At 72.1% G+C, this 26590-nt stretch carries 23 protein-coding genes; 12 read left to right on the top strand and 11 right to left on the bottom strand.

The genetic code is table 11. From position 1 onward, the window contains the following. Nucleotides 1-375: 375 nt before the first annotated feature. The 3 genes from AB0G15_RS02560 to AB0G15_RS02550 all read left to right on the top strand — a co-directional run bounded on the left by AB0G15_RS02560 (nt 376) and on the right by AB0G15_RS02550 (nt 5588). On the top strand, nt 376-2706 hold the full coding sequence (locus AB0G15_RS02560) for a sodium-translocating pyrophosphatase (RefSeq protein WP_362834684.1): 2331 nt from the start codon (nt 376-378) through the stop codon (nt 2704-2706). Nucleotides 2707-2900: 194 nt separating this feature from the next. Further along, entirely contained in the window at nt 2901-3371 is a 471-nt protein-coding gene (locus AB0G15_RS02555) for a histidine phosphatase family protein (RefSeq protein ID WP_362834683.1), read from the top strand. A gap of 99 nt (nt 3372-3470) precedes the next feature. Continuing rightward, entirely contained in the window at nt 3471-5588 is a 2118-nt protein-coding gene (locus tag AB0G15_RS02550; protein ID WP_362834682.1) for an FUSC family protein, read from the top strand. Nucleotides 5589-5743: 155 nt separating this feature from the next. Here AB0G15_RS02550 and serB read toward each other — a convergent pair whose 3' ends face one another. Further along, complete coding sequence (gene serB, locus AB0G15_RS02545; RefSeq protein ID WP_362834681.1) at nt 5744-6967, bottom strand: phosphoserine phosphatase SerB; 1224 nt, start codon at nt 6965-6967, stop codon at nt 5744-5746. A 115-nt stretch (nt 6968-7082) separates the two neighbouring features. On the opposite strand from serB, the gene AB0G15_RS02540 reads away from it, so the two are divergent. Then, nucleotides 7083-7871, top strand: coding sequence for a GNAT family N-acyltransferase (locus AB0G15_RS02540; RefSeq protein ID WP_362834680.1), 789 nt, complete (start codon nt 7083-7085; stop codon nt 7869-7871). Further along, nucleotides 7868-8737, top strand: a complete 870-nt coding sequence (locus AB0G15_RS02535) for a lysophospholipid acyltransferase family protein (RefSeq protein ID WP_362834679.1) — start codon at nt 7868-7870, stop codon at nt 8735-8737. Before AB0G15_RS02540 ends, AB0G15_RS02535 begins: the two co-directional genes overlap by 4 nt. Before the next feature lie 36 nt (nt 8738-8773). Here the strand turns inward: AB0G15_RS02535 and AB0G15_RS02530 are convergent, their stop codons facing one another. The 5 genes from AB0G15_RS02530 to AB0G15_RS02510 form a co-directional block, all read right to left on the bottom strand. Continuing rightward, nucleotides 8774-9454: a response regulator transcription factor gene (locus AB0G15_RS02530; protein WP_362834678.1), complete on the bottom strand. Its 681-nt coding sequence runs from the start codon at nt 9452-9454 to the stop codon at nt 8774-8776. A 160-nt stretch (nt 9455-9614) separates the two neighbouring features. Beyond that, on the bottom strand, nt 9615-10166 hold the full coding sequence (locus tag AB0G15_RS02525) for a hypothetical protein (protein ID WP_362834677.1): 552 nt from the start codon (nt 10164-10166) through the stop codon (nt 9615-9617). A 274-nt stretch (nt 10167-10440) separates the two neighbouring features. After that, nucleotides 10441-10656 carry a hypothetical protein gene (locus tag AB0G15_RS02520; RefSeq protein ID WP_362834676.1) on the bottom strand — a complete coding sequence of 72 codons (216 nt, stop codon included), beginning with the start codon at nt 10654-10656 and terminating at the stop codon, nt 10441-10443. A 294-nt stretch (nt 10657-10950) separates the two neighbouring features. Further along, nucleotides 10951-12084, bottom strand: a complete 1134-nt coding sequence (locus AB0G15_RS02515; RefSeq protein ID WP_362834675.1) for an S-adenosylmethionine:tRNA ribosyltransferase-isomerase — start codon at nt 12082-12084, stop codon at nt 10951-10953. Next, a complete protein-coding gene (locus AB0G15_RS02510) occupies nt 12081-12746 on the bottom strand; it encodes an SDR family oxidoreductase (protein WP_362834674.1) in 666 nt (221 codons plus the stop codon). Before AB0G15_RS02510 ends, AB0G15_RS02515 begins: the two co-directional genes overlap by 4 nt. A 123-nt stretch (nt 12747-12869) precedes the next feature. Between AB0G15_RS02510 and AB0G15_RS02505 the strand changes: the two genes are divergently transcribed. Both AB0G15_RS02505 and AB0G15_RS02500 read left to right on the top strand, forming a co-directional pair. After that, entirely contained in the window at nt 12870-14009 is a 1140-nt protein-coding gene (locus AB0G15_RS02505) for a GAF domain-containing sensor histidine kinase (protein ID WP_362834673.1), read from the top strand. A gap of 91 nt (nt 14010-14100) precedes the next feature. Next, a complete protein-coding gene (locus AB0G15_RS02500) occupies nt 14101-14775 on the top strand; it encodes a response regulator transcription factor (RefSeq protein WP_362834672.1) in 675 nt (224 codons plus the stop codon). A gap of 139 nt (nt 14776-14914) precedes the next feature. Here AB0G15_RS02500 and AB0G15_RS02495 read toward each other — a convergent pair whose 3' ends face one another. Next, on the bottom strand, nt 14915-15625 hold the full coding sequence (locus AB0G15_RS02495; protein ID WP_362834671.1) for a hypothetical protein: 711 nt from the start codon (nt 15623-15625) through the stop codon (nt 14915-14917). A gap of 172 nt (nt 15626-15797) precedes the next feature. Between AB0G15_RS02495 and AB0G15_RS02490 the strand changes: the two genes are divergently transcribed. Continuing rightward, nucleotides 15798-18482 carry a protein kinase gene (locus AB0G15_RS02490; RefSeq protein WP_362834670.1) on the top strand — a complete coding sequence of 895 codons (2685 nt, stop codon included), beginning with the start codon at nt 15798-15800 and terminating at the stop codon, nt 18480-18482. 24 nt (nt 18483-18506) lie between these two features. Here the strand turns inward: AB0G15_RS02490 and AB0G15_RS02485 are convergent, their stop codons facing one another. Then, nucleotides 18507-19226 (bottom strand): hypothetical protein, encoded by a 720-nt coding sequence (locus AB0G15_RS02485; RefSeq protein WP_362834669.1) that lies wholly within the window; start codon nt 19224-19226, stop codon nt 18507-18509. A 66-nt stretch (nt 19227-19292) separates the two neighbouring features. On the opposite strand from AB0G15_RS02485, the gene AB0G15_RS02480 reads away from it, so the two are divergent. The 4 genes from AB0G15_RS02480 (at nt 19293) to AB0G15_RS02465 (ending at nt 22457) form a co-directional block, all read left to right on the top strand. Next, nucleotides 19293-20087: an ABC transporter ATP-binding protein gene (locus tag AB0G15_RS02480; RefSeq protein WP_362690027.1), complete on the top strand. Its 795-nt coding sequence runs from the start codon at nt 19293-19295 to the stop codon at nt 20085-20087. A gap of 165 nt (nt 20088-20252) precedes the next feature. Next, on the top strand, nt 20253-21362 hold the full coding sequence (locus tag AB0G15_RS02475; protein WP_362834668.1) for an SPFH domain-containing protein: 1110 nt from the start codon (nt 20253-20255) through the stop codon (nt 21360-21362). Nucleotides 21363-21443: 81 nt separating this feature from the next. After that, a complete protein-coding gene (locus AB0G15_RS02470; protein ID WP_362834667.1) occupies nt 21444-22199 on the top strand; it encodes a sulfite exporter TauE/SafE family protein in 756 nt (251 codons plus the stop codon). Between the two features lie 30 nt (nt 22200-22229). Continuing rightward, nucleotides 22230-22457 (top strand): hypothetical protein, encoded by a 228-nt coding sequence (locus tag AB0G15_RS02465; protein WP_329088968.1) that lies wholly within the window; start codon nt 22230-22232, stop codon nt 22455-22457. Between the two features lie 338 nt (nt 22458-22795). On the opposite strand, the gene AB0G15_RS02460 is transcribed toward AB0G15_RS02465, so the two are convergent. From AB0G15_RS02460 to AB0G15_RS02450, 3 genes are all read right to left on the bottom strand, one after another. Further along, nucleotides 22796-23710 carry a Rieske 2Fe-2S domain-containing protein gene (locus AB0G15_RS02460; RefSeq protein WP_362690036.1) on the bottom strand — a complete coding sequence of 305 codons (915 nt, stop codon included), beginning with the start codon at nt 23708-23710 and terminating at the stop codon, nt 22796-22798. A 41-nt stretch (nt 23711-23751) separates the two neighbouring features. Further along, entirely contained in the window at nt 23752-24306 is a 555-nt protein-coding gene (locus AB0G15_RS02455) for an HD domain-containing protein (protein WP_362690460.1), read from the bottom strand. 101 nt (nt 24307-24407) lie between these two features. Next, a complete protein-coding gene (locus AB0G15_RS02450) occupies nt 24408-26588 on the bottom strand; it encodes a molybdopterin-dependent oxidoreductase (protein ID WP_362834666.1) in 2181 nt (726 codons plus the stop codon). Nucleotides 26589-26590: the final 2 nt, after the last annotated feature.

The following is a 26590-nucleotide window of genomic DNA, read 5'->3' as shown; positions in this document are numbered from 1 at the left end:
TTCAGGACGGGGATCTCAATTTCGGCCTAAACTTAATTTAGATGTTTCTTGTCTGAAACTGGGGAGAAACAGGGGTGGGCGTGACAGGTGTGACGGGTGAAATGACCTCATAAGCAGGTGGGTCGCCAAGAGGCGCTGGTCGTGTCGCCAAATGGGCGCGGGCGGAGGCTTCATATCCGCGTCGTCGCTGCGTAGACTCCCGGAACCGGCCAAGGTTTATCCTTCGGAGCGGCCCGCACGCGAGCCGCCCTCCGTGGGGGTCTGCAACTGGAAGCGGCACTGCCAACCATCCCGGATGTGCGCCGCTTCAGCCGCCTAATCTCACCGCAGCGCACTCCGGGCAGGACGTGTTCCCGTCTTGCCAAGGAGACTCGGATGTCTGTGCTCCATCTCGCCGCTGCAGAGCCAGCGGTATCCCTGAGTGGTCATCACTTCACCATCGTGATCGTGGTCGCCGCCGTCGCCCTGCTCGCACTCGCCGTCGCCGGCACGTTGGTGCGGGAGGTGCTGGCCGCCGACCAAGGCACCGAACGTATGCAGAACATCGCGCGAGCCGTCCAGGAAGGGGCTTCCGCGTACCTTGCGCGGCAGTTCCGGACGCTCGCGTTGTTCGTCATTCTGATCCCGTTCCTGCTGTATCTTCTCCCGGCCGAGACGACCAGCGTGAGGATCGGCAGATCGGCTTTCTTCGTCGTCGGCGCGCTGTTCTCCTCGCTGACCGGATTCATCGGCATGTGGCTGGCGGTCCGCGGCAACGTCCGCGTCGCCGCCGCGGCCCGCGCGTCCGGTGAGAAGATCGCCATGCGGATCGCCTTCCGCACCGGCGGTGTGGCCGGAATGATCACTGTTGGCCTCGGCCTCCTCGGCGCGGCCGTGGTGGTGATCATCTATCAGGGTGACGCCCCGGCCGTGCTGGAGGGCTTCGGCTTCGGCGCCGCGCTGCTCGCCATGTTCATGCGAGTCGGCGGAGGCATCTTCACCAAGGCCGCCGACGTCGGCGCCGACCTGGTCGGCAAGGTAGAGCAGGGCATTCCCGAGGACGATCCGCGCAACGCCGCCACCATCGCCGACAACGTCGGCGACAACGTGGGCGACTGCGCGGGCATGGCCGCCGACCTGTTCGAGTCCTACGCGGTCATGCTGGTCGCCAGCCTGATCCTGGGCCGGGTGGCCTTCGGCGTCGAGGGACTGGTGTTCCCGCTGATCGTGCCCATGATCGGTGTGATCACGGCGATCATCGGAATCTTCGTCACCGCCCCGCGCGCCGGCGACCGCAACGCGATGGCCGCGATCAACCGGGGTTTCTTCATCTCGGCGGCCATCTCGGCGATCCTCGTCGCCGTCGCGGCCTACCTCTACCTGCCGGCCAGCTTCTCCGGGCTGACCAACGTGAGCCCGGAGATCGCCGCGGTCACCTCGGACCCGCGCCTGATCGCGATCGGGGCGGTGCTCATCGGCCTGGTGCTGGCGAGCGCCATCCAGATCCTCACCGGCTACTTCACCGAGACGAACCGCCGTCCGGTGCGGGACATCGGCGAGAGCTCCCGTACGGGTCCCGCCACGGTCATCCTGTCCGGCATCAGCGTCGGCCTGGAGTCGGCGGTCTACTCCGCGCTGATCATCGGAGCCGCCGTCTACGGAGCCTTCCTGCTGGGCTTCGGCAACGTCACCATCGCCCTGTTCGCCGTGGCGCTGGCCGGCACCGGCCTGCTGACCACGGTCGGCGTGATCGTGTCGATGGACACCTTCGGCCCGGTCTCCGACAACGCCCAGGGCATCGCCGAGATGTCCGGTGACGTCGAGGGCGAGGGCGCCCAGGTGCTCACCTCGCTGGACGCCGTCGGCAACACCACCAAGGCCATCACCAAGGGCATCGCGATCGCCACGGCCGTGCTCGCCGCCACCGCGCTGTTCGGCGCGTTCCGTACGGCGGTCGAGACCCAGCTGGCCGGCGCGACCGAGAGCGTGAAGACGGCGCTGGGCTCGTTCAGCTCGTTCAACCTGAGCGTCGACTCCCCGAACGTGCTGGTCGGCCTGATCATCGGTGCCGCGGTGGTGTTCATGTTCTCCGGCCTGGCGATCATGGCGGTCGGCCGCGCGGCCGGGCGGGTGGTCTTCGAGGTGCGCGAGCAGTTCCGCACCAAGCCGGGGATCATGGCGGGGACGGAGCTGCCCGACTACGGCAGGGTCGTCGACATCTGCACCCGCGACTCGCTGCGGGAGCTGGCCACGCCCGGCCTGCTGGCCGTGCTGACCCCGATCGCCGTCGGTTTCGCCCTCGGGTACGCCCCGCTCGGCGCGTTCCTGGCCGGTGCCATCGCGTGCGGCACGCTCATGGCGGTGTTCCTGGCCAACTCCGGTGGTGCCTGGGACAACGCCAAGAAGCTGGTCGAGGACGGTCACCACGGGGGCAAGGGCTCGCCGGCCCACGAGGCCACCATCATCGGTGACACCGTCGGCGACCCGTTCAAGGACACCGCCGGACCGGCGATCAACCCGCTCCTCAAGGTGATGAACCTCGTGGCGCTGCTGATCGCCCCGGCCGTGGTGACCTACGCCGACAACACCGCGCTGCGCATCGGCATCACGGTGCTGGCGGTGGGCATCGTCGTCGCCGCGGTCGTCATCTCCAAGCGTCGTTCGGCGGGCATCGCCCCGACGGAGGAGAACAACTCCGACCGGGAGCCGGAGCAGGTCTCCAGCTGAGCAATGTTCCACGACAATGTTTGACGGAGGGGTGCACGGGCCGCGTGCACCCCTTCGGCGTGTGCGGGCCACCCCAGTGGGAAACTGGCCGGTATGGAACAGCAGCCCTCCGGAGGCAAGACACTCGTCCTCATCCTGCTGGCGATGGTCGCGGTGTTCGCGGTGATCGTGGCTCTGGCCATGTGGGCGTCGCGATGACGGCGCGCACGCTCGTCGTCCTGCGCCACGCCAAGGCGGTCCACACCTCCGGCCTCGCCGACCGTGAGCGTCCTCTCACCGAGGTCGGCGAGCGCGACGCCCTCAAGGTCGGCGCCGCCCTCGCCGGCATGGACCTCACCCCCGACCTGGTGCTCTGCTCGCCGTCGGTACGGACCCGGCAGACCGCCGACCTGGCGCTCCCCGGCGCGGACATCCTGATCGAACCGGCCATATACGAGGCCTATCCCGACGAGCTGCTCACGCTGATCCGGCGGAGCGACCCGGAGGTCGGCACGCTGGTCCTGGTCGGTCACAACCCCGGGGTCCAGGAGCTGGTCACGCAGCTCACCGCGGTCGACGGCGACGGGTTCCCGCCCGGCGCGTTCGCCGTCATCGAGGTCGACGGCGAGTGGGCCGGGCTCGACACCGGCCGCGGGATCGCCCGCTGGAACCCCAGGAAGCACTGAGACGAACCCCCCGGAAACACCGGGACGAGGCCTCCGGGAGGCACTGAGGCCCGGCGCGGTTCCGGGAGGGGAGTCGCGAAGGGTGCGATCGGGGGTGGCATGCGAGGGCTCACCGGCGCGCTGCGCGCCGACTTCCGGCTCTCCGGCCGTCCGGCCTGGGGCTACGGCCTGCTGTGCGCGCTGGTCATCTGCCTGCCCCTGATGTCCGGTGTCCTCCTCGGTAACCTCCGGGAGGGCGCCTCGGTGGCCCTGGGCGGCTATCTCACGCTCTTCGGCGACGCCCCGGGACAGCCGTACGGCGATCGTGTCCGCAGGTTGCTCGTCAGCACGGCCGCGGTCACGCTCGGTGGCGGTCTCGGAGCGCTCATCCAGCCCGGTCCCTGGCCGGTCGCCGTCGTGGCGGTCGGTCTGGTCGCGGCGGCGGGCGTCTACTGGCCGGCGCTGGGCATCCCCGCGGTGCTCTCCGTGACCCTGGCGTACTTCGCGCTCCCCGGCGCGAGCGTGCCGCTCCACATGGGGACCACAGCCGCCGGCGGCCTGCTGGCGGTGCTGCTGGTCGTGGCGGTCTGGCCGGTAGGGCGTCTCCGGCCGCTCCGCAGGGCCGTGGAGGAGGCCGGTACGGCGCTGGCCGACCTTCTGGCGGCGGGGGGAAGGGCGCCGCTCGCGGACGAGAGCTGGGAGCCGCTGCGTCACCGGGCCGTCACCGCGCTGAAGGACCTGGACAGGGCACTCTCCCTCTACCGGATCTCCGTGGAGGACGACCGGTCGCCGGAGCGGCTACCGGCCACGCTGACCCGCGTCTTCCAGCAGACGATCGCGTTGCGCGTACTGCGTGCGGCGGCCGAGGAGGCGGGCATCGGGACGGAGTGGATCCGGGAGCTGGACGAGGCGGTCGAGGCACTGGCCCGTGCGCTGCGGGAGGCGGCGCTGCTCGGCGGTTCGTCGGAGATCCCGCAGGTGCTGGCCGCCATCGGGCGGTTCGCCGACCGGGTGGACGAGATCCGGGGAACCGCCCGCGCGGGCGCTTCCCCGCTGCCCGCGGCCGTGGTGCTGGGGCAGATCCGCCAGGGTGTGGACCGGATCGCGATGGCGGTGCGCTCGGTGGCGCGGCAGGCCGCCGAGAGCGTCGAGACGGGGCCCCGCCTGCCGAGGTTCGTACGGCCCCGCAGGCCGGCGGTGTCGGCCGGCCGCCACCCGGTCCGGGTCGGGCTGGCGGTGATCACGGCCATGACGCTGATGGCGCTGATCCACGAGCACTACGCGAAGTGGTTCGTGGTGACCGTGGCGGTCAGCCTCCGCCCCGCCTACCGCGACACGGTGGAGCGGGTGCTGCTGAGGGTGCTGGGCACGGGCGTGGGCGCGGTGGCCGGCGCGGTGGTGCTGGCGGTCGCGCCGGGGCACCTGCACCTGACGCTTTTCATCTCCGTCTGCGCGGCGCTGGGCTTCGCGCTGCGCGGGTCCGGCTACGGATACTGGGCGATCTTCTCCACGCCGCTCTCGCTGATGCTGTCCGACTTCTCCCTGCCGCTCGACTGGGGCGCGGCGGCGGCCAGGATGGGACTCACGGTCGCGGGCGGCGCGCTGGCGCTGCTCTTCGCCCGGCTGCTGTGGCCCAGGGGACACCGGGCCCGGCTGACCGCCGGGATCGCGGAGATGCTCGACAGCCACGCCGTCCTGGTACGGTCGCTGATCGACCGGGACCCCGCCAAAGTGGACATCCGGGGCGTCGCCGCGGCCGACGCCGCAGGGCGGCTCACCGACTCCCTGGACCTGCTGGACAAGGAACCGGGCGGCAGCGCGCCCCGGCGGCTCAGGGAGTCGCTGACGGCGGCCGGGCGGCTGCGGGACAACGCGCTCGCACTGCTCGCGGTGCCGCCGCCCGAGGAGGGGGCGGGACCCACGGTGACGGTCCTCGACCTCGTCGCCGACCGGCTGGAGAAGGTCGCCGAGGCGGTCAGGACGGAGGAGGCCGGGGTGCCGCCCGACGACCTCGACGCCGTGCTCGACGAGTTCGGCGCGCACGTGGACGCGCTGGCCGCCCGCCGCCTGGACGAGCTCGCCGAGCTGGCCGATGCCGATCCGCACGGGGACGCGGCCGACAGGATGACCGGCCTGCGCCGGCGCGTCAGGCACGCCGCCGCCGCGCAGCCCGCCCTGCGCGGTCTCGGCGCCGAAGCCGTGCGACTGGCCGCTCTCACCACCCCGAGGAGCCGTTAGCCCGCCGCTCCGAGGCGTAGGCGACTCACCGCCCCGAGGAGCCGGCGGCCCGCCGCTTCGAGAAACCGGTGGTTCACCGCCCCGAGGAACCGGTGGCCCGCCGGCCGAGCCGGACGGGGCGCGGGTGATCGTGACCGCCCGCGAGGCCGGTACGGTCAGCGTTCGGCGCTGGTGACACCGTCCTCGGCGTCGGCGTCCTCCACCTCGGCGCGGGGAATGCCGAGCAGGTAGAGGATCGAGTCGAGGTAGGGCACGTTGACCGCGGTGTCGGCGGCGCGGCGGACCACCGGTTTGGCGTTGAACGCGATGCCCAGGCCGGCCGCCGCGATCATGTCCAGGTCGTTGGCGCCGTCGCCGATGGCCACCGTCTGGCTGATCGGGATCCCCGCCTCGCGGGCGAAGCGCTCCAGCGCTCGCGCCTTGCCCGGCCGGTCGACGATCTCGCCGACCACCCGCCCGGTCAGCACGCCGTCGACGACCTCCAGGGTGTTGGCCGCGGAGTAGTCGATCCCGAGGTCCTCCACGAGGGCGTCGGTGAGCTGCGTGAACCCGCCGCTGACGATCGCGAACCGGTAGTCGAGCCGTTTGAGCGTCCGTACCAGCGTCCGGGCGCCGGGAGTCAGCACGAGCTCCCTGCGCACCTTCTCGAAGACCTCCTCCGAGAGGCCCTCGAGCAGCGCGACCCGGCGGCGCAGCGACTCGGCGAAGTCGAGTTCGCCGCGCATCGCCTCCTCGGTGACCCTGGCGACCTCCTCCAGGCAGCCGGCGTGCGCCGCCAGCAGCTCGATCACCTCGGCCTGGATGAGCGTCGAGTCGACGTCCATCACGATCAGCCGCTTGGCCCTGCGGTGCAGGCCGGTCCGCTGCACGGCCACGTCGACCTGCTGGATGTGCGCCTCGACGGCCAGTTCCGCCCTGAGGGTGTCGGGGTCGGCGCCGGAGAGGGACAGCTCGATGCAGGTCACCGGGTAACTGGACAGGCGCTCGATCCGGTCGATGTTGGCGCCGGCCGCGGCGATCCGCCCCGCGATGCCCGCCATGGCGGCGGGCTGCAGCGGCGCGCCGAGCACGGTGACGTTGAGCCGCCCCCTGCGCCGCTTCTCCTTCGGGTCGGAGCCGGTGGACAGCTCCACCTGCAGCCCGAGATCCTCCGCGGTCCGCTCGACGGCGGTCCAGAGGGCACCGAGGGTGCCGCCGGTGCCGGTCGGCGTGTCGCCCGCGTAGGAGACGAGGACGCCGAGGGTGAGCCGGCCGCGGATGACGACCTGCTCCACGTCGGCGACGATGACGGGGAAGCCGGCCAGGACCGAGAAGAGGCGTGAGGTCACGCCCGGTCGGTCGGGGCCGTTCAACGTGATCAGGAGCGTGCGCTGGTTCATCGGTTCCTACGGTACTTGGCTCCGGATTGGGCCGTGAATGTGGTTCATCATCCGGACGCCTGGAGTTCGCGGGGCACTCCGGTCCCGTGTCACCTGCGACTGTCTTCATGAACTCATGACGACCCTTCCCACGGAGCCGCGCCTCGCCCGCTACAGCGTCGGGCTGGCCGCCACCGCCGCCGAGATGCGCGAGGCCCAGCGCCTGCGTCACCGGGTCTTCGCCGAGGAGATGGGCGCCAGGCTGGACAGTCCCATCACCGGCCTGGACGTCGAGCCGCTCGACGCCTACTGCGACCACCTCCTGGTGAGGTGCGACGACACGGGTGAGGTCGTCGGCACCTACCGGCTGCTCGGTCCCCGCCGGGCCGACCGCCTCTACTCCGACTCCGAGTTCGGCCTCGGCGCGCTGGCGGGCATCCGGGGGAACCTGGTGGAGGCCGGCCGGGCCTGCGTGCACCCGGGCCACCGGGGCGGCGCGGTGCTCGGGCTGATGTGGGCGGGAATCGCCCGCTACATGGTGGCCGGGGGGTACGGCTGGCTGGCCGGGTGCTGCTCGGTGCCGGTGGCCGACGCCGCCGGGATCATGGAGCGGGTGCCGCTATCCCCGCCGGGCTACCGTGTCACGCCGCACCGCCCCTGGCGGGTGGACCCGGTCTCCGCCGTGCCGTCGCAGCGGGTGGACCCGGTCTCCGCCCCCTCGCGGCGCGAGGACGCCGCCGCGGCCGCCACGAGGCCGGGGCGGGCGCTGCCGCCCCTGCTGCGCGGGTACATGCGGCTGGGCGCCTGGGTCTGCGGCCCGCCCGCCCACGACCTCGACTTCGGTACGGCCGACTTCTTCGTCCTGCTCTCGATGACCGAGGCGGACCCCCGCTACCTGCGCCACTTCCTGGGAGCCACCTCGTGAACCCGTGGACGCCGAGGGCGCCGTGCGGGCCCGACGGCTGCCTCTTCCCGCCGGTGTCGAGGGCCGCCGGGCCGCGCAGGGCGCTGCGACTGGCGGCGATCGCGCTGGTCGTCCTGGCGGGGGCGGTGCTGGCCCTGGCGGCCCGCGGGCTCGGCACGACGGGCAGGATCCGGCTGACGAGCGCCTGGTCCCGGCTGGTGTTGCGGGCCGTCGGCGTACGGGTCGAGGTGCGCCGGGGTTTCACGTTCATGGCCGGCTCCGTCTCCCGGCCCCGTCCGGTCACCGGCGGGCCGTCCGGGGCCGCTCCGCTGATCGTGGCCAACCACGTGTCGTGGCTGGACCCGCTCGTCATGGCGGCGGTCCTGCCGTGCCGCCTGCTCGCCAAGCACGAGGTACGGGTGTGGCCGGTGATCGGTCTGCTGGCGGCCGGGGCGGGCGCGCTGTTCATCGACAGGGACCGGCTCTCCGCGCTGCCCGAGGCCGTCGGCGGGGTGGCCGCCGCGCTCTCCGGCGGTCACCCGGTGGCGGCCTTCCCCGAGGGGACGACCTGGTGCGGACGCGGGATGGGCTCCTTCAGGCCCGCCGTGTTCCAGGCGGCCCTGGACGCCGGGGCCCCGGTCAGGCCGGTGGCGATCAGGTATCTGGAAGGGGAGGACGCCCTGGCCACCGGGCCCGCCTATGTCGGCGACGACCCCCTCTGGGCCTCGGTCCGCCGCGTGGTGGCCGTCCGGAGGCTGACGGTGGAGGTGACGATGTTGCCCGCGGTGTGGGGACGTGACCGCAGGGAGCTGGCCTGGGCGGCCGAGTCGTCCGTCGCCTCGGTGCTGGTCGCCGGGGCCGCGCACGGTCTCCCCGTCGCCGTCTGACAGGAAGCCGGGCCCGGAACTCAGGCGGAGCGGGGCTCAGGCCGAGCCCAGGTAGGTGATGACGGCCGCCACCCGGCGGTGGGTGTCGGGGCTGTTCTCCAGGGCCAGCTTCATGAAGATCGAGTTGACGTGCTTCTCGATGGCCGAGACCGACAGGTGCAGGGCGCGGGCGATGCCCCCGTTGGACAGGCCGTGCGCCATCTCCCTCAGCACGTCCAGCTCCCTGGGCGTCAGCTCCGCGGGCGGGGGGCCGCCGCGCACCCCGCGCTTGGCCAGCAGGCCCTCCACCACCTTGGGGTCGATCACCGAGCCGCCCCCGGCCACCGACCTGATCGCGCCGAGCAGCTCGTCGATGTCGCCGACCCGGTCCTTGAGCAGGTACGCCCGGCCCTCGGTGCCGTCCCTGAACAGGTCCAGGGCGAACATCGCGTCGGAGAACTGGGAGAGCACCACGACCCCGATGTCCCGTGAGGTGGCGCGGATGCGGTGTGCCGCGTCGATGCCCTCCATTCCCGGGCGGACGAGATCGGCCGAGCCCGGCATCCGGATGTCGGTGACCACCACGTCGGGGCGCAGCCGCCCGGCGGCGTCGAGCAACTCGTTCGCGGTGCCCACGGCGGCCACCACCTCGATCTCACCGGAGGTCTCCAGGAGCCTGCGGGTGCCCTCGCGTACCAGGTAGTGGTCCTCGGCCAGGACGACTCTCAGTTCAGCCATGAATCGCGCACCGCCCGGAACTCGCCATGGGGACCATGGGGGAGATCCTGCCCGGTACGCGGGTGCCGTGCATATGAGGTTGCCCGCACCCTGTGGTCTCCGGAGCGTGAGAAGAGAGGGCCCCGGCCTGTGGCAGGACGGGGCCCCTCGAAGGATGGGATCAGCGCACGATGCTGGTCTTGACCTTCTTCACGAAGAACCAGTTCTTGATGCCCATGCGCTCCAGCTCGTCCCTGGAGAGGTTCTCGGCTCCGGTCGGGACGTCGTAGCTGTCGACGCCGAGGATGGCCTGCGCGGTCCGTCCCGACTTCTTGCCGAGCTTCACGGTGATCGCGATGGCCTCGTAGTCGTCGACCTTGATGATGTCGGGGCTCCAGCACCAGAGCCCGTCCTCGTAGTGGTCACAGGAGGTGCCCTTGGGAGCGGCGATCGAGACGACCTTCGAGCCCTTGGGCAGTAGGCCGCCCGTGAAGAAGTAGTCGGCCTGGTAAGGACCCTTGTTGACGGCCTTGATCTTGTAGGTGATCTTCCCGCCCGCCTTGACCTTCTTCGGCGCGGAGACGGTGACCGCGAAGGTGGAGTACGGCTCCGCCTTGACGGCCGCCGCAGGTGCCTGTGCCGAAGCGGCCGAGGAGGGGGCGGCGAGGAGCATGCCGCCGGCCAGCGGGGTGACCAGAGCAATAGCAACGATCTTGGAGATCGGGTGGCGCATCAAACGTCTCCCAGCTGAAGAGTCAAGGGGACGTCTGGAACGTCCCATAAAGTCCGCAGCGTTTTATCACATATGGAGATGTAAAGAGAAACTATATTTTGTTACGTGATTTGAACGGAACAGTTGGGTGCGGCACCGTACCGGACGACACGGGCCTCCGATCGCCCGTCCGGCGCGTGCCACGTCGCCGCTCACCAGGGTGTTTCCCGGCGTTGTGATATCCATTGCTTTCGGTGATCGCCCCTGGTCAGAAGGCACCGGATGAAAAGCGCGGCTAACGGAGAACCCGGGTCTTCACCCGCACGTACTTGACGTCGGTGCCGACGTCGATGCCGTGAATGTCGAGGGTGCCCGGCCCGCCCGCGGGAACGTCGATCGAGGCCGAACCGAAATCGGCGGTCGCGGTGCCCCGGGCGCCGCCCCTCAGCCAGACCCTGACCTTGAGGGTGGCCGTCCTGCCGGGGTTCAGGGTGTCGAGCAGGCAGCCCACCTCGCGCCCCGAAACCTCGCAGTACGAGCCGGAGGGCTTGCCGGCGATGCGTACCTTGCGAGCGGCCGGCCCACGACCCCCCGCGGCGCGGTGGCCGGGAAATCCGCGGCGTTCGCGGTTCCGGGGGTGAACAGCATGCCTCCCGCCAGGGCGACGGCGGCGGAGGCGGTCAGGTGCCGGCGCATTTCTCTACTCCAGCCGGAATTCGGTGATCCCCGTCGATTACCGGCCCAGCATGCGGGGGCCGACGTGGAAAACCCTTGTGGCCGACTGGCTGACTGGCTGACTGGCCGGCTACCCGGTGATCAGGTGGACGTCGCCGAATTCGTGCCAGAGATAACCCTCTCCGAGCGCCTCCGCGTACGACCGAGAGAGCAGCTCGCGGCCGGCGATCGCCGACAGCATCAGCAGGTGGCTGGAGCGCGGCTCGTGCAGTCCGGTGAGCAGGCCGCTCACCGCCCTCACCCCGACCTCGGGGGTCACGATGTGCGAGGTCCAGCCGTCCGCGGCCCGGACCCGGCCGGTGGCCAGCGCGGCCGTCTCCAGCGCCCGGACCACGGTCGTGCCGACCGCGATCACCCGGCCGCCGGACTCGCGCGCGAGCTCCACCTGCCGCGCTGTGGCCTCGGGCACCTCGAACCGCTCCGGATAGGGCGGCTCGTCCTTCTCCGGGGACGCCACCCCCGTGTGCAGGGTGATCGGTGCGATCCCGACCCCGCGCGACACCAGGGAGGTCACCAGCCCGGTGGTGAACGGCCGCCCCGCGCTGGGCATCTCCGCGCTGCCGGGCCGGACCCCGAACACGGTCTGGTAGTCGGCCAGCGGCCAGTCCCTGTCCACGTAGGAGTAGCGGATCGGCACGCCGTACCGGCGGAGGTAGCCCGTGACCTCGCGGTCCAGGCTCGCCCGCCACAGGCGCGGCGTCTCGCGCCCCAGCAGCCGCAGCGTCGCCCCGCCGGGCAGCGGCAGCCACTCCCCGTCCGCGCCGCCGTGGTAGGGCTCACCGGCCGTCTCCGAGCCCCCGGGACCCCCGGCGGCCGCGTGCTCGGAGAGGCCACGCTCCCGGAGACGGCGGAGCTCGACCAGCCAGGTCCCGTCCTCGCGTTCGGTGGAGAAGTGCACCGCGAGCCGGTCCAGCCGGACGGCGGCGGGGAGCGTGCCGGAGTTGTTGACCACCAGCAGGTCGCCGGGACCGAGCAGGCCGGGGAGCTCGGCGAACGCGTGGTGGCCGACCTCTCCGGTGCCCCGGTCGGAGACCAGCATGCGCACCCCGTCACGGGCCAGCCCCCGAGCCTCCGGCGGCTCGTGCGCCTCCAGCTCGCGGGGGAGCACGAAGTCCGCGGCCATGGCGTCCGCCGCGGGCACGCTCACCACCCCGCCCCGCCCCTCGGTGCCCCAGCCCCTCGTACGGGCCTCCTGCCCGCTCATCCGTGCCTCACCCGGCCGCTGTCCGGACGGTCGGCGATCAGCCGTCGCAGGGTGGGGACGACGGTCTCCGGACCCGGGGCCTGCGCCGCCTCCCCGGCACCGACGGCGTCGGCGAGCATGGCGGTGGACATCTCGCCCGGATCGACCCACCAGACCGCGACGTCCGGCTCCTCGACGGCCAGCACGTGGGAGAGCTGGTCCAGAGCCGCCTTGGTCGCGCCGTACCCGCCCCAGCCCTCATACGCCTCCACCGCCGCGTCGGAGGAGATGTTCACGATCGCGCCGCGCCGTTCCCTCAGCCCGCGCAGGTTCGCCTGGATCAGCGCCAGCGGGGCCAGCACGTTGACCCGGAACAGTTCCTCGAGCGTGTCGGCCGGGTAACCGGCCAGCGGCGGCAGCGGGACCGCGCCCAGTCCCGACGCGTTGTTGACCAGCAGGTCCAGCCCGCCGTGTTCCCGTACGGCGAGCGCCAGCCGGTCCCGATGGGCGGGGTCGGCGACGTCCCCGGCCAGAGCGAGGGCGCCGAGCTCGGCCGCGGCGGCGCGCAGCGCGTCCTCGCCCCGCGCGGTGAGGATGAGCCGCCAGCCGTCGGCGGCGAGGGAGCGGGCCAGTTCCAGGCCGAGGCCGCGGGAGGCGCCGGTGATCAGTGCGGTCTTCGTCATGCCTCGACGCTAGGAGCCGCCCGCCCGCCGCACATCGGTCGCCGGACCTGGCCCGGGGTGGGCTGATGGGCCTAGGACCGATGGCGTACGCGGCGGGCGCCCGCCGCCGCCTAGAGTCGGTTCGTGAGCCCCGAGAGCGAGGAGAGCGAGGACCGGGACGCCGTGCTGCACGCGGTGAGCTCGGCCGTCCTCGCGGTGACCAGGCACCTGTCGGTCAGGGAGGTGCTGCAGGTCATCGTGCGGTCGGCGCGGCGGTTGCTGGACGCCCGCTACGCCGCGCTGGGCGTGCCCGACGACCAGGGGGCGTTCGCCGAGTTCGTCGCCGAGGGCATCTCCGACGAGCAGTGGGACGCGATCGGGCCGATGCCCCGCCAGCACGGCATGCTCGGCGCCATGCTGCGCGAGGGCGCGCCGGTCCGGCTGCCCGACATCCGCAGGGACCCCAGGTTCGAGTACTGGCCGCGCGCCCATCCGGTGCTCAAGGACTTCCTCGGGGTGCCGATCCTCGACGGGGACGAGGTGCTTGGCATCATCTTCCTGTCCAACAAGCGGACCCCCGGCGGCTTCACCGAGGCCGATCAGCGGCTGCTCACCATGTTCGCCGCGCACGCCGCGATCGCCCTCACCAACGCCCGTCTGTACGAGCGGGGCCGGGAGCTCACGCTGGTCGAGGAGCGCACCCGGATGGCGAGGGAACTGCACGACGCGGTGACCCAGAAGCTGTTCTCGCTGCGCCTCACCGCGCAGGCCGCGGCGTCGCTGGTCGTCGACGATCCCGTACAGGCGCTGCGGGAGCTCGATCAGGTGGAGCGGCTGGCGGGAGAGGCGCTGGCCGAGCTGCGCGCGGTGATCGTGGAGCTCCGTCCGGCCGAGCTCGACCGGCACGGCCTGGCCGAGACGCTCCGCAAGCACGTCCGCCTGCTCGACCGGCTCCACCCGGCCGCGTTCTCGTTCGAGGAGTCCCCGGTGTGCGCGCTCGAACCGGTGGTCGAGGTGGCCGTCCTCCGGGTGGCCCAGGAGGCGCTGCACAACGCCTCCAGGCACTCGGCGGCGCGTACCGTCGAGGTCCGGCTGGGCTGCGAGGGCGGGCGCGTGTTCCTCGAGGTGAGTGACGACGGGGCCGGGTTCGACGTGACGGCCGCGGCGGGACGGGGACTGGGCATCGCCTCGATGGGCGACAGGGCGGAATCCGTCGGCGGGAGCGTGCGGGTGAGTTCGGAGCCCGGACGGGGCACGCTCGTCCGGATGGAGGTGCCCGGGTGATCCGTGGTGCGAGGAGAGGGGATCGCGTGACCCGTGGGCCGAAGGGATGTCCGTGCGGTCCGCCGCCCGCGGCCCGGACGGGGGTGCCCGGATGATCCGCGTCCTGATCGCCGACGACCACCCGGTCGTCCGGCAGGGCCTCCGTACCTTCCTGGACCTGCAGGAGGACCTCGACGTGGTCGGCGAGGCCGCCGACGGCGCCGAGGCGGTCGCCCTGGTCGGGTCCCTCGCCCCCGACGTGCTGCTGCTCGACCTGAGGATGCCGGTCCTCGACGGGCTCGGCGCGCTGCTCCTGCTGGAGGAGCGAGGACTGTCGCCGAGGGTGCTCGTACTGACCTCGGTCAGCGACAGGGGCGACGTGGCCCCGGCGATGCGGGCGGGCGCGGCGGGTTTCCTCTACAAGGACGTCGAACCGGCCGCGCTCGTGCACGCGATCCGGGCGGTGCACGGTGGCCAGGTGCTGCTCGCTCCCGAGGCCGCCGAGGCGATGCTGTCGGGTCCCGGACCCGTCCCGGCCGCGCGGGAGGACGGGCGCGCGGGCGGTCGTGAGGGCGGTCGCGAGGGCAGGCATGTGGCGGCGCTGACCGACCGGGAGCGCGAGGTGCTCGCGCTGATCGCGTCGGGCCGTTCCAACCGGGAGATCGCCAGGCAGCTCGCGGTGGCGGAGAAGACGGTGAAGACCCACGTCTCCAACGTGCTGATGAAGCTGGGCGTGCAGGACAGGACCCAGGCCGCCCTCTACGCGGTGCGGAACGGCCTGGCCTGACGGTGCCCGGCTTGACGCTGCCCGGCCCGGCGGCGCCCGGCCCGGCGGTGCCTGATCGGACGGTGCCCGGCCCGACGGCGCCGGACCGGACGGTGTCCGGTCCGGCGGTTCTCGGTCCGGGCGTGAGACCTCCGCGGCGTCAGGTGTCCTTCTTCTCCTCGCGCCGGTCCGGCGGCGGCGGGGGCGGAGGTGGTGGAGGTGGCGGGTTGTGACCTCCCCCTCCGCCCTTGGGCTTGGGTTTGGGCGGCACGGGGTGAACGATCTTGGTTTTGACCGTCTTGAGGTAGTACCAGTTGGGGAAGGCCAGCCGTTTCCACTCCGAGCGGCTGAGGTCCTCGCCTCCGTTCGGGACGTTCCAGGTGTCGGCGCCGAGCCTGGCGACCGCGGTGCCCTTGGTCCGCTTCTTCAGCTTGACCCAGATGCGCACCGTCTCGGATTCGCCCTTCTCGAGAATCCACGGCGTCACGCACCAGAAGCCGTCGTCGTAGAAGTCGCAGTCCGTGCCCTTGGGGCCCTTGTAGTAAACGGTGTCGTCGATGCCTTTCGGCAGGACGGTCCCGCCGACGTAGAAGTAGTCGGCCTCGCTGGGCCCCCGGTTGGTGACCTTGACCTCGTACATGAACTCGCGGCCGTTCCTGACCCGTTTCGGTGCCTTCACCGAGACCTTGAACGCCGACCAGGGCCTGTCCTGCCGCACCCCTGACTGGGCCGGAACGCCCGCCGGGGCCGGGGGCAGGACCGCGGAGGGAGCCAGGGGCGGCGCGTTCACGGTGGCGGCCGAGGCGGTGGGGACGATCGCGAGCGGAGCGATGAGGCTGAGACCTAGAAGCGTGCCGAAGCTTCGGCGCATGGGCGTCTCCGCACGAGCTAGGGGTGAGCGCAGTCACCATTTGTTTCGTGAATTATGGCGTAAGCGGGATGCGCCGGAATAGTGAATGATCTACCTGAATATTGGTTGTTTGCGTATCTTTGGTTACTCGGGGGACGCCAGCGACTCATGGCTGGACGACGGGGAGGCTCACGTGCCGGACACGAACCCGCTGCGCAGGGAGGACCCCGAGTCACTGGGCGACTACCGGCTGCTCGGCCGCCTCGGCGAGGGGGCACAGGGCGTGGTCTACGCGGGCCGGGGGCCCGACGGGGCGATGGTCGCGATCAAGTTGCTCCACCCCCGGCTGAGCGACACCGGCATGGACGGCGACCGGTTCCTCCGCGAGGTCTCCGCCGCCCGCCGGGTGGCGCCGTTCTGCACGGCCCAGGTGCTGGGCGCCCACGTGGACGGCGACCGCCCCTACATCGTGAGCGAGCTGGTCGAGGGCGTGTCCCTGCAGCGGGTCGTGCAGTCCGGGGGACCCCGCCGCGGCAACGTGCTCCACCGGCTCGCGGTCGGCACCGTGACCGCGCTGGCCGCCATCCACCGGGCGGGCATCGTGCACCGCGACTTCAAGCCCAGCAACGTGCTGCTCGGCCCCGACGGGCCCCGCGTGATCGACTTCGGCATCGCCAGGGCCCTGGACTCGGCGATGACCGTGACGAGCGGCGTGGTCGGCACCCCCGCCTACATGTCGCCGGAACAGGTCTCGGGGCATCGCGTCGAGCCCTCGTCCGACATGTTCAGCTGGGCGCTGACGATGACCTTCGCCGCGACCGGGCGGCCCGCGTTCGGCCAGGACAGCGTGCCCGCGGTCATCTACAGGGTGATGAACGAGGAACCGGACCTGTCCGCGCTCCCCGACACCCTGCGGCCGATCGTCGCCTCCTGCCTCAGCAAGCACGCCGCGGAGAGGCCCAGCGCCTCGGAGGTGCTGTTCGCGCTCCTGGAGACCCAGTCCGACGAGGCCTTCGCCGTACCGCCCGTGTCCCCGCCGCCCGCCGGCGAGCGCCCGCCCGCCGATGAGCGGCCGGTTGCGGATGAGAGGCCGCCCGCGGATGAGCGGCCGCCCGCGGACGGGCGGTCATCCGCCGAGGATCGGCTGCCCGCCGGCGAACGGTCATCCGCCGACAGGCGGTCATCCGATGATGAGCGGCCCACCGATGACGAGCGGCCCCCCGCCCCCGAGACACGGTGGGTGCGGCCGTCGGGGGAGGACCCGAGGGGCGAGAGACCCGATGCCTTCCCCGGCGCTGCTCCGGGCGGCCGGGCGGGCCCCTCCGGAGACCGTCCCGATGGGGTTCCGCCCGGCGGGCCCGCGACCCCCGGTGCCCCTCGGAGGCGTTCGGGCGCGCCGGGCGGTCCCCCGCCCGTGGTCACCCCCTTCGCCTCCCCCGCCGGGCCCGCGCGCTACCCCGCCAACCTGACGCCCGTGGGCCGGCGGCCCGCCCCCTCTCCCGTACCGCCCGAGGGGGTCTACCCCCCGCCGCCGCCGCAGCGTCCGGACCTCTTCGCCGGCGCGGCCCCCGTGGCGCCCGGCGAGCGCGGTGCGCGGCGCAGGCGCGCCGTCCTGGTGACCGCGGTGCTCTCGGGGGCCCTGACCCTGGCCGCCGCCGCGCTGGTCGCGGTGCCCAACCTGCGGGGCGATGCCGCGACCCCCGACGCCCCGCCGGCCACACGAGGCGCCCTGGCCGGTGAAGGTACGCGGAAGCCGCCCCCGGTTCCCTCCACACCGTCCCCGGCGACCGCCTCCCAGGCTCCCCCCGCGCGGGCCACGCAGGCTCCCACCGCCGTCACGCAGGCCATGACCCCCGCGCCCACGGCGAGCCTCACGACCGCCCCCACCTCCGGGCCGTCCGAGCCACCCACCCCGCAGGCCACGGTGGTGACCTTCGACGGCCAGGACGGCAAGACGCTCAAGGGACACACCAAGGCCGTCCAGTCCCTCGCCGGTGTCAAGATCGGGAAGAGGCTCACGGTGGTCTCGGGCAGCCAGGACGGTTCGCTGGGGCTCTGGGACCCGGCCGAGCACAAGAGGCTCCACCGGCTCCGCGGCCACCGGGGCGAGGTCTACGCGGTCGCCACCGTCACCTTCGGCGGCAGGCCGTACGCGGTGACCGGCGGTTACGACCACTCCGTCCGCCTGTGGAGCCTGAAGTCCCGCAAGAGCAGGGCCCTGGGCCACCACCCCATCGCGGTCTTCGCCGTCGCGGCCGGCACCGTGAACGGTTCGCCGCTGGCCGTCACCGGGGACGGCGACGGCACGCTCTACTTCTGGAACCTGAAGAGCCGCAGACTGCTCAAGACCATCTCCGCGCACCGCGACGACGTCAATTGGCTCGCCTTCGGCAAGATCGGCAAGCGGTCCGTCGTCGTGTCCGCCAGCGCCGACGAGACGCTGGGCATCTGGGACCTCGTCACCAGGAAGCGGTACGGAAAGATCTACAAGGGGCACAGCGGGCCGGTCTTCTCGGTGGCCTTCGGCAAGCTGGGCGACCGCACCGTGATCGCCTCGGGCGGCAAGGACAAGAAGATCAGAATCTGGGACCCCAAGTCGTCCAAGTCCGTCGGCAAGCCGCTCGGGGGCCACGGCGGCAACGTCTACTCCCTGGCGTTCGGCGAGGTCGACGGCCGCACCGTGCTGGTGTCGGGCAGTACGGACGGGACCGTCCGGCTCTGGGACCCGGCCGAGGGCAAGCCCCTCGGCAAGCCGGTCAAGGCCCACAAGGGCGGGGTCTACTCGGTGGGCGTCATGACCGTCGGCGACCGTGTCCTGGCCGTCTCGGCGGGCAGGGACCGCGCCGTCAAGCTCTGGAGGCTGACCTCCGCCCGATGACCCGCCCCCGAGCCGTCAAGGCCGTCAGACCAGTTCGGTGATGGCGTGGTGGGCGACCACCCGGGCCCGGCGCACCGCGCGGTCGAGCTCGCGCAGGGCCTCACCGCGTACGGCGATCTGGCCCGAGGTGAGCCCGCGGTCGTCGGCGACCCGGAGCACCGCGGCGAGGCGGGCGGCCAGGGCGGCGACCCGGTGCGCTCTGGCGGGGTAGCCGGGGGCCAGGCCGTCGTCCACCATCTCCAGCCGCCGGTGGCCCTGGGCCGGGCCCTCCACGCCGAGCAGGGCGTCGGTGGCCACGCGCATGGCGCGGGTCAGCTCGTGCTCGGCCTCGGCGAGGGAGGGCAGGTCGGGGACCGCGGTACGGGCCTCCAGCACGGTCCAGCGAACCCCGGCGTACGATGACCCGCGGCGGTCGTTTACCGGGATCAGGCCGAGGCACCTGCCGGGAAGCACGGCGGTCGCCGCCTGCCCGGCCTCGATGGCCGCGGAGTTGAAGGGGGGCGGTCCGGTGAGCCCGAGTGGGTCGCCCGCGACGGGGAGGGCCAGTCGCAGCGACTTCATGCCCTCGATCCGCAGGTCGGCGAGGAACCCGCGGAGGGGGAGGTCGCCGGTCTCACCGGCGACGAGTTGGGGGCCTGCCTGCCGCTCCACGCGGTCGGCGGCCTCGTCGAGGCCGACCTGTCCGGCGAGCCAGGCATTGCCCCAGCAGACCAGGGTGGCCGAGATCGGTGAATCAGGGTGCACCGATCCACGATATGCGCTTGTCCTGCAATAGGTTTTGTTCCAGCGATTCACAAGGAGGCATAACGGATGGGCGGTCAGGTGCTTCGGCTACAGGACGTCACCGTCCGCAGGGACGGTGCGGCCCTGCTGCGGGAGATCGACTGGACCGTTCACGAGGACGAGCGGTGGGTCGTCATCGGTCCCAACGGCGCGGGAAAGACGACGTTGCTACAGGTGGTCGGGGCGATGCTGTTCCCCACCGAGGGCATCGTCGAGATCCTGGGTGAGCGGCTCGGCCAGAGTGACGTCTTCGAGCTCCGGCCCCGCATCGGGCTCGCGAGCGCCGCGCTGGCGGAGAAGGTGCCGCCGGAGGAGAAGGTCATCGACCTGGTGCTCACGGCCTCGTACGCCATCCTCGGCCGCTGGACGGAGGAGTACGACTCCCACGACGTCACGCGCGCCGTCGAGCTGATCGACCAGCTCGGCTGCGCCCACCTGATCCGGCGCCGGTTCAACACGCTGTCGGAGGGGGAGCGCAAGCGGGTCCAGATCGCCCGCGCGCTCATGCCGAACCCGGAGCTGCTGCTGCTGGACGAGCCCGCCGCGGGCCTGGACCTGGGCGGGCGCGAGGACCTGGTCCGCCGCCTGGCGACGTTCGCGCACGACCCGAACGCGCCGACCATGGTGCTGGTCACCCACCACGTGGAGGAGGTGCCCAGCGGGTTCACCCACGCGCTGCTGCTGCGGCACGGTTCCGTGGTGGCCCAGGGGCCGATCGACCAGGTGATGACCGCGGAGAACCTGTCGCGCACCTTCAGCGTCCCGCTCACCCTGGACAGGGGGCGCGACGGCCGCTGGTACGCGCGGGCGCACCAGCTCTGAGGGCGCGCCGGCCCTGAGGGCGCACGGGTTCTCAGGGCGCACCGGTTCCGAGACGGTCCCGAGACAGTTCCAAGACTGTTTCGGCCGTTCAAAGGCCGGTGAAGGGAAAAGCAAATATCCTGCCGGGTCAAGAGTTCCACGTCACTCGACCGCCCGGGATGGCTCATGGAATCGCTTGTCGCCGCACTCGTCGTCGTGGCCGTGGCGGCGTTCGCCGCCTATCGGACGGTTCGCGTCGTGCCGCAGGCCACGGCGGGCGTCGTGGAGCGGTTCGGGCGCTACCACAGGACGCTCGCTCCCGGGCTGAACCTCGTGGTGCCGTTCATCGACCGGATCAAGGACACGGTCGACCTTCGCGAGCAGGTCGTCGCCTTCCCGCCACAGGCGGTCGTCACCTCCGACAACCTCGTCGTCTCCGTCGACACGGCCGTCTCCTTCCAGGTGGTCGACGCCCGCGCGGCGACCTACGAGATCGCCAACTTCCTGGTCGCCGTCGAGCAGCTCACCGTGACCACCCTGCGCGACGTGGTCGGCGGGATGAGCGTGGACCGCGCGCTGGCCTCACGCGAGGAGATCGGAGCCGAGCTGCGCGAGGCGCTCGACGCCGCCGCGGGTGCGTGGGGCCTCCGAGTGGGACGGGTCGAGCTCACGGCGATCGACCCGCCCGTCTCCGTCCAGGAGTCCATGGAGAGGCAGGCCCGCGCCGACCGCGACAGGCGGGCGGCGGTGCTCGCGGCCGAGGGGCAGAAACAGGCGGCCGTCCTCGCCGCCGAGGGGCAGCGGCAGGCCGCCGTACTGAGGGCGCGCGGCGAGGCGGAGGCCACGGTGCTCAAGGCGCGGGCCGAGGCCGAGGCGAGGGCGACGCGGGCCCGGGGGGAGGCCGACGCGATCGGCATGCTCCTGCGCGCCGTCCACGAGGGCGGGCCCGGCTCGGAGCCTCTGGTCCACGCGTACCTGCGGGCACTCCGCGAGATCACCAGGGGGGACGCCGGCGAGCCGTGGACCGTCTCGCCGGACCTCAGACGGATCCTCGAAAGCCTGGCGGACCTTCTCCCGGTGGGGGACGAGCCCTCGGACCCGGAGAGACCTCCGGTGAAGGAGGAACCCTCGGACAGCGACAGGCCTCCGGCGGAGGACGGGTCCCCGAACGCGGACAGACCTCCGGCGAAGGGCGGGTCCCACAACGTGGACAGGTTTCCAAATATAGAGAAACCCCAGGTCAGAGAGGGATTTCCGGTGAGGGACACGCCTGTTGAGGACACCCCCGCAACCTGATGACCGTCGATCTCCTCTTACCATCCGGTGAGTGCCGTGCACCTGTACATGGGCGCGAGCCTTACCAGTGAGGGGAAGCGCATGACACCGTGGGAGGCGGTCGCGATCTTCGTGGCCGGCATCGGGGCCGGGGGCATCAACGCCGTCGTCGGTTCCGGGTCTCTGATCACGTTCCCGACGATGGTCGCGCTGGGCATGCCGCCGGTCGTCGCCAACGTCTCCAACACCGTCGGCCTGGTCCCCGGGTCGCTGACCGGCGCGCTCGGCTACCGGGCGGAGCTGCGGGGACAGCGCCGGCGGCTGGTCAGGCTGGCCGTCCCCTCGGCGGCCGGCGCGCTGGCCGGCGGGGTGCTCCTGCTCTACCTTCCCCCGGAGACGTTCGACATCGTCGTGCCCGTCCTGATCGGCGTGGCGTGCGTGCTGGTGGTGATCCAGCCGAGGCTCAACGGATGGCTGAGCGCCCGGAGGGAGCACGCCCACCCGCACGGTGGCCCCTGGCTCTGGGGGGGCATCCTCGCGTGCGGCGTCTACGGCGGCTACTTCGGCGCGGCCCAGGGCGTGCTGCTCATCGGGCTGATGGGCACCTTCCTCGACGACCGCCTGCAGCGGATCAACGCGGCCAAGAACGTGCTCGCGCTGCTGGTCAACGCGGCCGCCGCGCTGCTGTTCATCGTGATCGCGGAGGTCGACTGGCTCGCGGTCCTGATGGTGGCGCTGGGCGCCGCGATCGGTGGTTTCCTCGGTGCGAAGATCGGCAGGAGACTGCCCGCCCCGGTGCTGCGCTGGTTCATCGTCTGCATCGGGGTGGTGGCGATAATCAAACTGGTGTACGGGTGAACCTGCCCCCTACCGGGTACCTATATAGGTATGAAAGGTGACAAAGTCGAGGTTGTCATCGACGCAGGAGACAGTTCCCGTACCTACGAGGTCAGCGCCACCAGAGCGGGGCGCCGGGTTGAGGTGGCCAACGCCCGGGGCGGCGTCGTCGAGGTGAGCGAGGTCACCCGGAGCGGAACGGCCGTGCGCACCGCCCGCTTCATGTCCAGCCGTATTCTCGCCCTGGTCGAACACCCCGCCGACGGCAAGCCGGCATAGGCCGGGCCGGCGGCGGGCCGGTTCTCGTCACGCCCGGGTGAGACACATCTGTCACGCCTGGGCGGGGCGCAGGGGCACAAGGACGGCGGGGCACAAGGTTCGCCGGGTCCGCGTCACGTCCGGGTGGGACGCGCCCGTCACGGCCCGGGCCCGTCACGGCCTGGGCAGGGTGCGAGGGCGCAGGGTCCGCGTCGCGCCCGGGTCGCCGGACAGACGCGGCTCACCCCGTGCCGGAGATCCCCGCGAGACGCGCCGGAGATCGAGACGCGCCGGAGATGGAGATTCCCGCGAGACGCGCCGGAGATCCCCCGCGGGATCCGGTCCCCCGCGGGATCCGGTCACATCTGCGCGGGACGGACCTGGAGCACGCCGTCGCGGCGGACCCGGGTCTCGAAGGACGGCTGGGGAGCGGTGGCCGGGCCGTGCACGACGGCCCCGTCGGAGAGCCTGAAGGTGCTCCCGTGCCACGGGCAGACCACGCAGGCGGTCCCCTCCTCCGAGATCAGGCGTCCCTGGTGGAGCGGGCCCGCCAGATGGGCACACTGGTCGGCGAGCACCGTGACGCCGGCGCCGACGCGCAGCACGAACAGGTCGATGTAGCCGAGACGCCGCGTCACCGGGCGCCCGTCGGGCAGGTCGCCGATCTCGCACAGGTCGTGCCAGCCCAGCGGGACCAGATGGGCGACGGACTCGGCGTGGTTGGCCCCGGCCGCCTGCCGGTAGGCCAGGTGGCCGCCGAGGTAGCCGCCCACGCTCGCGGCGCCCAGCCCGGCGAACGACAGGATCCGCCCGGTCCGGTCGCGACCGGCCAGCCGGAACACCAGCGAACCGGCGTAGAGCCCGAGGGCGGTCAGGTTGGCGATCGCGTGCACGAACCCCACCCGCTGCTGCTCGCGGTGGAGCGCGGACCAGTCGGTGACGCCCGCCGCCACCGCGGGCATCGCGGTGGCGAGCCCGCCGGCGACCAGCACCCGCGACGCCCGCGGGTCGTAGCGGGTCACGTCCAGCACCGCCGTCGCCGCCCAGAGCCCCAGGCTGAGGTTGGCGAGCGGCGGATGGAGCGGTTTGCCGGTCGGCACCCCGTGCAGCAGGTCGCGTAGCGGCCCGGGACCGATCCGCTGACGTACGGCCTTGGCGAGTATGCGGATCGGCCTGTCGGCCCTGGGTGAGCGCTCGATCCGATCGGTGAGCTCGACCCCGGGCACCAGACGTCTGAAAGTCCGGCGCCCTGTTTTGACGGTTTCCTTCACCATCGCCCCCTTCTCAACCCATAGGGACCTACCCGAGAACGGCGTTATGCACGCGCCAAATGTCCGCGGCTGACGGAGAGGGCGATGATTTCGGTGGCGTAGGCGCCCAGTGTCGCCGATCCCTCCTCAATGATCTTCACCTTTTCCAGCACCTGCTCGGCCGTCACCTTGTACAGCGACCAGGTGCCGCCCTCGTTGTGGTGGTTCGCCATGATGGGCGCGATCCGGTCGAGGGCCTTGGCGAACCTGGCCTCCGGCGTCTTGCGTTCCTCGAACTCGTCCCAGAGCTCGCGCAGCCGCTCGGCCTGGTCGCAGGGGAGCAGCCCGAAGATCCGGTCGGCGGCCTTGCGCTCGATGGCCGGCTGGGCCTCGACGGCCGAGGCGTCGTAGATGAAGGTGTCTCCCGCGTCTATCTCGACGATGTCGTGGACGAGCAGCATCGCGACGACCCTGTCGAGGTCGGTGCCCGGTGGTGCGTGCTCGGCCAAGACCATCGCCAGCATGCCCACGTACCAGGAGTGCTCGGCGTCGTTCTCCCGCCGCGACCCGTCCATGAGGGTGTTGCGGCGGACGATGCGTCTGAGCTTGTCGATCTCCATGGCGAAGGTGAGCTGAGCGTGCAGACGGTCCGGTGCTGGAGGGGTGGTCACGCGCGCAAGCCTAATGCGCGTCGATCCCCCTTTTCCGAGCGATCATGGGATCACGCCCGGCCCAGGGTGACGGGAACCCCGTTGAACACGGCGTTTCCCGAGGGCGCGTCCACGACGGAATCGTCTGTCAGCGTGTTCGCGTTCACCCCCGCGTGCTTGGCGGCCACCGGTTGCGAGGTGCCCGAGTGCCCCCACCCGTGGGGCAGGCTCACCACCCCCGGCATGATCGTGTCGGTCGGCTCCAGCGGCACGACCAGCTCGCCCGCGGCCGAGCGCACCACGGCGTGCTCGCCCAGCCCGAGCCTGCTCACGTCGTCCGGGTTGATCTGCAGGGTGCACCGGTTGGTCCCGCCGACCAGCGGTTCCACGTTGTGCAGCCAGCTGTTGTTGGAACGCAGGTGGCGCCGCCCGATCAGCACGATCTCCGCGGGCGGGACGGCGAGCCGCCCGCGCAGCCGCGCGGCGTCCTCGACCAGCCGCGGCGGGGCCAGTTCCACCCGCCCCGAGGCCGTACGGACGATCTCCGCCAGCCGGGGCTCCAGCGGGCCCAGGTCGATGCCGTGCGGGTTCGCCAGCAGGGTGGCCAGGGAGAGCCCGTACGGGCCGAGCCTGAGCATGGCGTCCAGCCGCCGCTCGGCTCCGCTGCCGCCGTCCAGGGAGGCGCGCAGCTCGGCCGGGTCCGCGCCCTCCACCGGGGAGCCGGGCGTCTCGACGGCCCTGCGGAGCATCCGGTCGAGGATCAGCTCGTCGAGCGGGGCCGGATCGGCGTCCGCGCCCTGTCCCGAGGCGATCATCGTCAGCCGCGCCATGATCTCGGCCTCCGAGGGGCGTCCCGGCTCCAGCGGCAGGACTGGCGGGGAGAACCTCGCGTAGTTGCGGACCGCGAAGGCCAGCAGCGACAGGTCGTAGTGCGGCGACTGCAGCACGCGCGGCGGCGGCAGGATGACGTTCGCGTGCCGGGTCGTCTCGTTCAGGTACGGGTCCACGCAGACCATGAACTCCAGGTCGCGGAAGGCCCGGTCCAGCCGGGGTCCGCCCGGCGCCGACAGCACCGGGTTGCCGGCCACCGTGACCAGCCCCCTGACCTGTCCCTCACCCGGCGTCTCGATCTCGTCGGCGAGGGTGGCCACCGGGATCTCGCCGTTCGCCTCCGGCAGCCCCCGGACGCGGCTGTGCCAGCGTCCCGTGGCGTACGGCCTGCTCCGGCGGCCGTTCTCCACGGCGGGTTTGGCGAACATGACCCCGCCGGGACGGTCGAAGTTGCCGGTCAGGACGTTGACGACGTCGACCAGCCACTGCGCGACGGTGCCGAACTCCGCGGTGCAGGTGCCGATGCGGGCGTAGACGGCGGCCGTCGGGGCCGCGGCCAGCTCGCGCGCCAGCCGTGCGATCTCCCCGGCGGGTATCCCGCACATCGGGGCGACCACCTCGGGGGCGAAGTCCTCCGCCAGCCGTCTGACCTCGTCCAGCCCGTTGATCCCCACGCCGCCGATGTCGGCGCCGATCGAGGTGAGGTTCTCGGCGAGAAGGGTGTGGACGATGCCGAACAGCAGGTAGGCGTCCGTACCGGGGCGTACGAACAGGTGCTCGTCGGCGAGGGCGGCGGTGCGGGTGCGGCGCGGGTCGACGACCACGAGCCTGCCGCCGCGCCCGCGCAGCGCCTTGAGGCGGCCGGGGAAGTCGGGGGCGGTACAGAGCGAGCCGTTGGACTCCAGCGGATTGGCGCCGAGCATCAGCAGGTAGTCGGTGCGGTCCAGGTCGGGCACCGCGATGGCCAGCGGGTCACCGAGCATCAGGCCGCAGGAGACGTGCTTGGGCATCTGGTCGGCCGTGCTCGCGGAGAAGACGTTGCGGGTGCCGAGGGCGCGGATCAGCGCCCCGCCGTACAGGGCGCCGGCCATGGAGTGGGCGTTCGGATTGCCGAGGTAGACGGCGAGCGACTGGCGGCCGTGAGCGTCGGTCACGCCCGCGAGACCCTTCGCGACCGTGCGGAACGCCTCGTCCCAGGACGCCTCGCGCCACTCGTCACCCGTCCGGATCATCGGGACGCCCAGCCGGTCCGGGTCTTCGTCGAGGTGGCCCAGGGTCGCGCCCTTGGGGCAGACGAACCCCTTGGAGAAGGGGTCGTCGCGGTCGCCCTTGACCGAGGTGACGTGCCCGGCGTCGTCGAGGGTGAGCCGGAGACCGCAGACGGCCTCGCAGAGGGGGCAGGTCCGGTGCGCTGTTCTCATCG

This window comes from Streptosporangium sp. NPDC023825, from assembly GCF_040639575.1.
Taxonomy (GTDB): domain Bacteria; phylum Actinomycetota; class Actinomycetes; order Streptosporangiales; family Streptosporangiaceae; genus Streptosporangium.
The sequence above is the reverse complement of the archived record's forward strand: the minus strand, read 5'-3'. Positions and strand labels throughout refer to the sequence as shown.

What these genes read in the sequence shown, in the direction of transcription:
- AB0G15_RS02560 (WP_362834684.1), top strand. Translation starts at nt 376, where the DNA reads ATGTCTGTGCTCCATCTCGCCGCTGCAGAGCCAGCGGTATCCCTGAGT.
- AB0G15_RS02555 (WP_362834683.1), top strand. Translation starts at nt 2,901, where the DNA reads ATGACGGCGCGCACGCTCGTCGTCCTGCGCCACGCCAAGGCGGTCCAC.
- AB0G15_RS02550 (WP_362834682.1), top strand. Translation starts at nt 3,471, where the DNA reads ATGCGAGGGCTCACCGGCGCGCTGCGCGCCGACTTCCGGCTCTCCGGC.
- serB (WP_362834681.1), bottom strand. Translation starts at nt 6,967, where the DNA reads ATGAACCAGCGCACGCTCCTGATCACGTTGAACGGCCCCGACCGACCG.
- AB0G15_RS02540 (WP_362834680.1), top strand. Translation starts at nt 7,083, where the DNA reads ATGACGACCCTTCCCACGGAGCCGCGCCTCGCCCGCTACAGCGTCGGG.
- AB0G15_RS02530 (WP_362834678.1), bottom strand. Translation starts at nt 9,454, where the DNA reads ATGGCTGAACTGAGAGTCGTCCTGGCCGAGGACCACTACCTGGTACGC.
- AB0G15_RS02525 (WP_362834677.1), bottom strand. Translation starts at nt 10,166, where the DNA reads ATGCGCCACCCGATCTCCAAGATCGTTGCTATTGCTCTGGTCACCCCG.
- AB0G15_RS02515 (WP_362834675.1), bottom strand. Translation starts at nt 12,084, where the DNA reads ATGAGCGGGCAGGAGGCCCGTACGAGGGGCTGGGGCACCGAGGGGCGG.
- AB0G15_RS02510 (WP_362834674.1), bottom strand. Translation starts at nt 12,746, where the DNA reads ATGACGAAGACCGCACTGATCACCGGCGCCTCCCGCGGCCTCGGCCTG.
- AB0G15_RS02500 (WP_362834672.1), top strand. Translation starts at nt 14,101, where the DNA reads ATGATCCGCGTCCTGATCGCCGACGACCACCCGGTCGTCCGGCAGGGC.
- AB0G15_RS02495 (WP_362834671.1), bottom strand. Translation starts at nt 15,625, where the DNA reads ATGCGCCGAAGCTTCGGCACGCTTCTAGGTCTCAGCCTCATCGCTCCG.
- AB0G15_RS02480 (WP_362690027.1), top strand. Translation starts at nt 19,293, where the DNA reads ATGGGCGGTCAGGTGCTTCGGCTACAGGACGTCACCGTCCGCAGGGAC.
- AB0G15_RS02475 (WP_362834668.1), top strand. Translation starts at nt 20,253, where the DNA reads ATGGAATCGCTTGTCGCCGCACTCGTCGTCGTGGCCGTGGCGGCGTTC.
- AB0G15_RS02470 (WP_362834667.1), top strand. Translation starts at nt 21,444, where the DNA reads ATGACACCGTGGGAGGCGGTCGCGATCTTCGTGGCCGGCATCGGGGCC.
- AB0G15_RS02465 (WP_329088968.1), top strand. Translation starts at nt 22,230, where the DNA reads ATGAAAGGTGACAAAGTCGAGGTTGTCATCGACGCAGGAGACAGTTCC.
- AB0G15_RS02460 (WP_362690036.1), bottom strand. Translation starts at nt 23,710, where the DNA reads ATGGTGAAGGAAACCGTCAAAACAGGGCGCCGGACTTTCAGACGTCTG.
- AB0G15_RS02455 (WP_362690460.1), bottom strand. Translation starts at nt 24,306, where the DNA reads ATGGAGATCGACAAGCTCAGACGCATCGTCCGCCGCAACACCCTCATG.
- AB0G15_RS02450 (WP_362834666.1), bottom strand. Translation starts at nt 26,588, where the DNA reads ATGAGAACAGCGCACCGGACCTGCCCCCTCTGCGAGGCCGTCTGCGGT.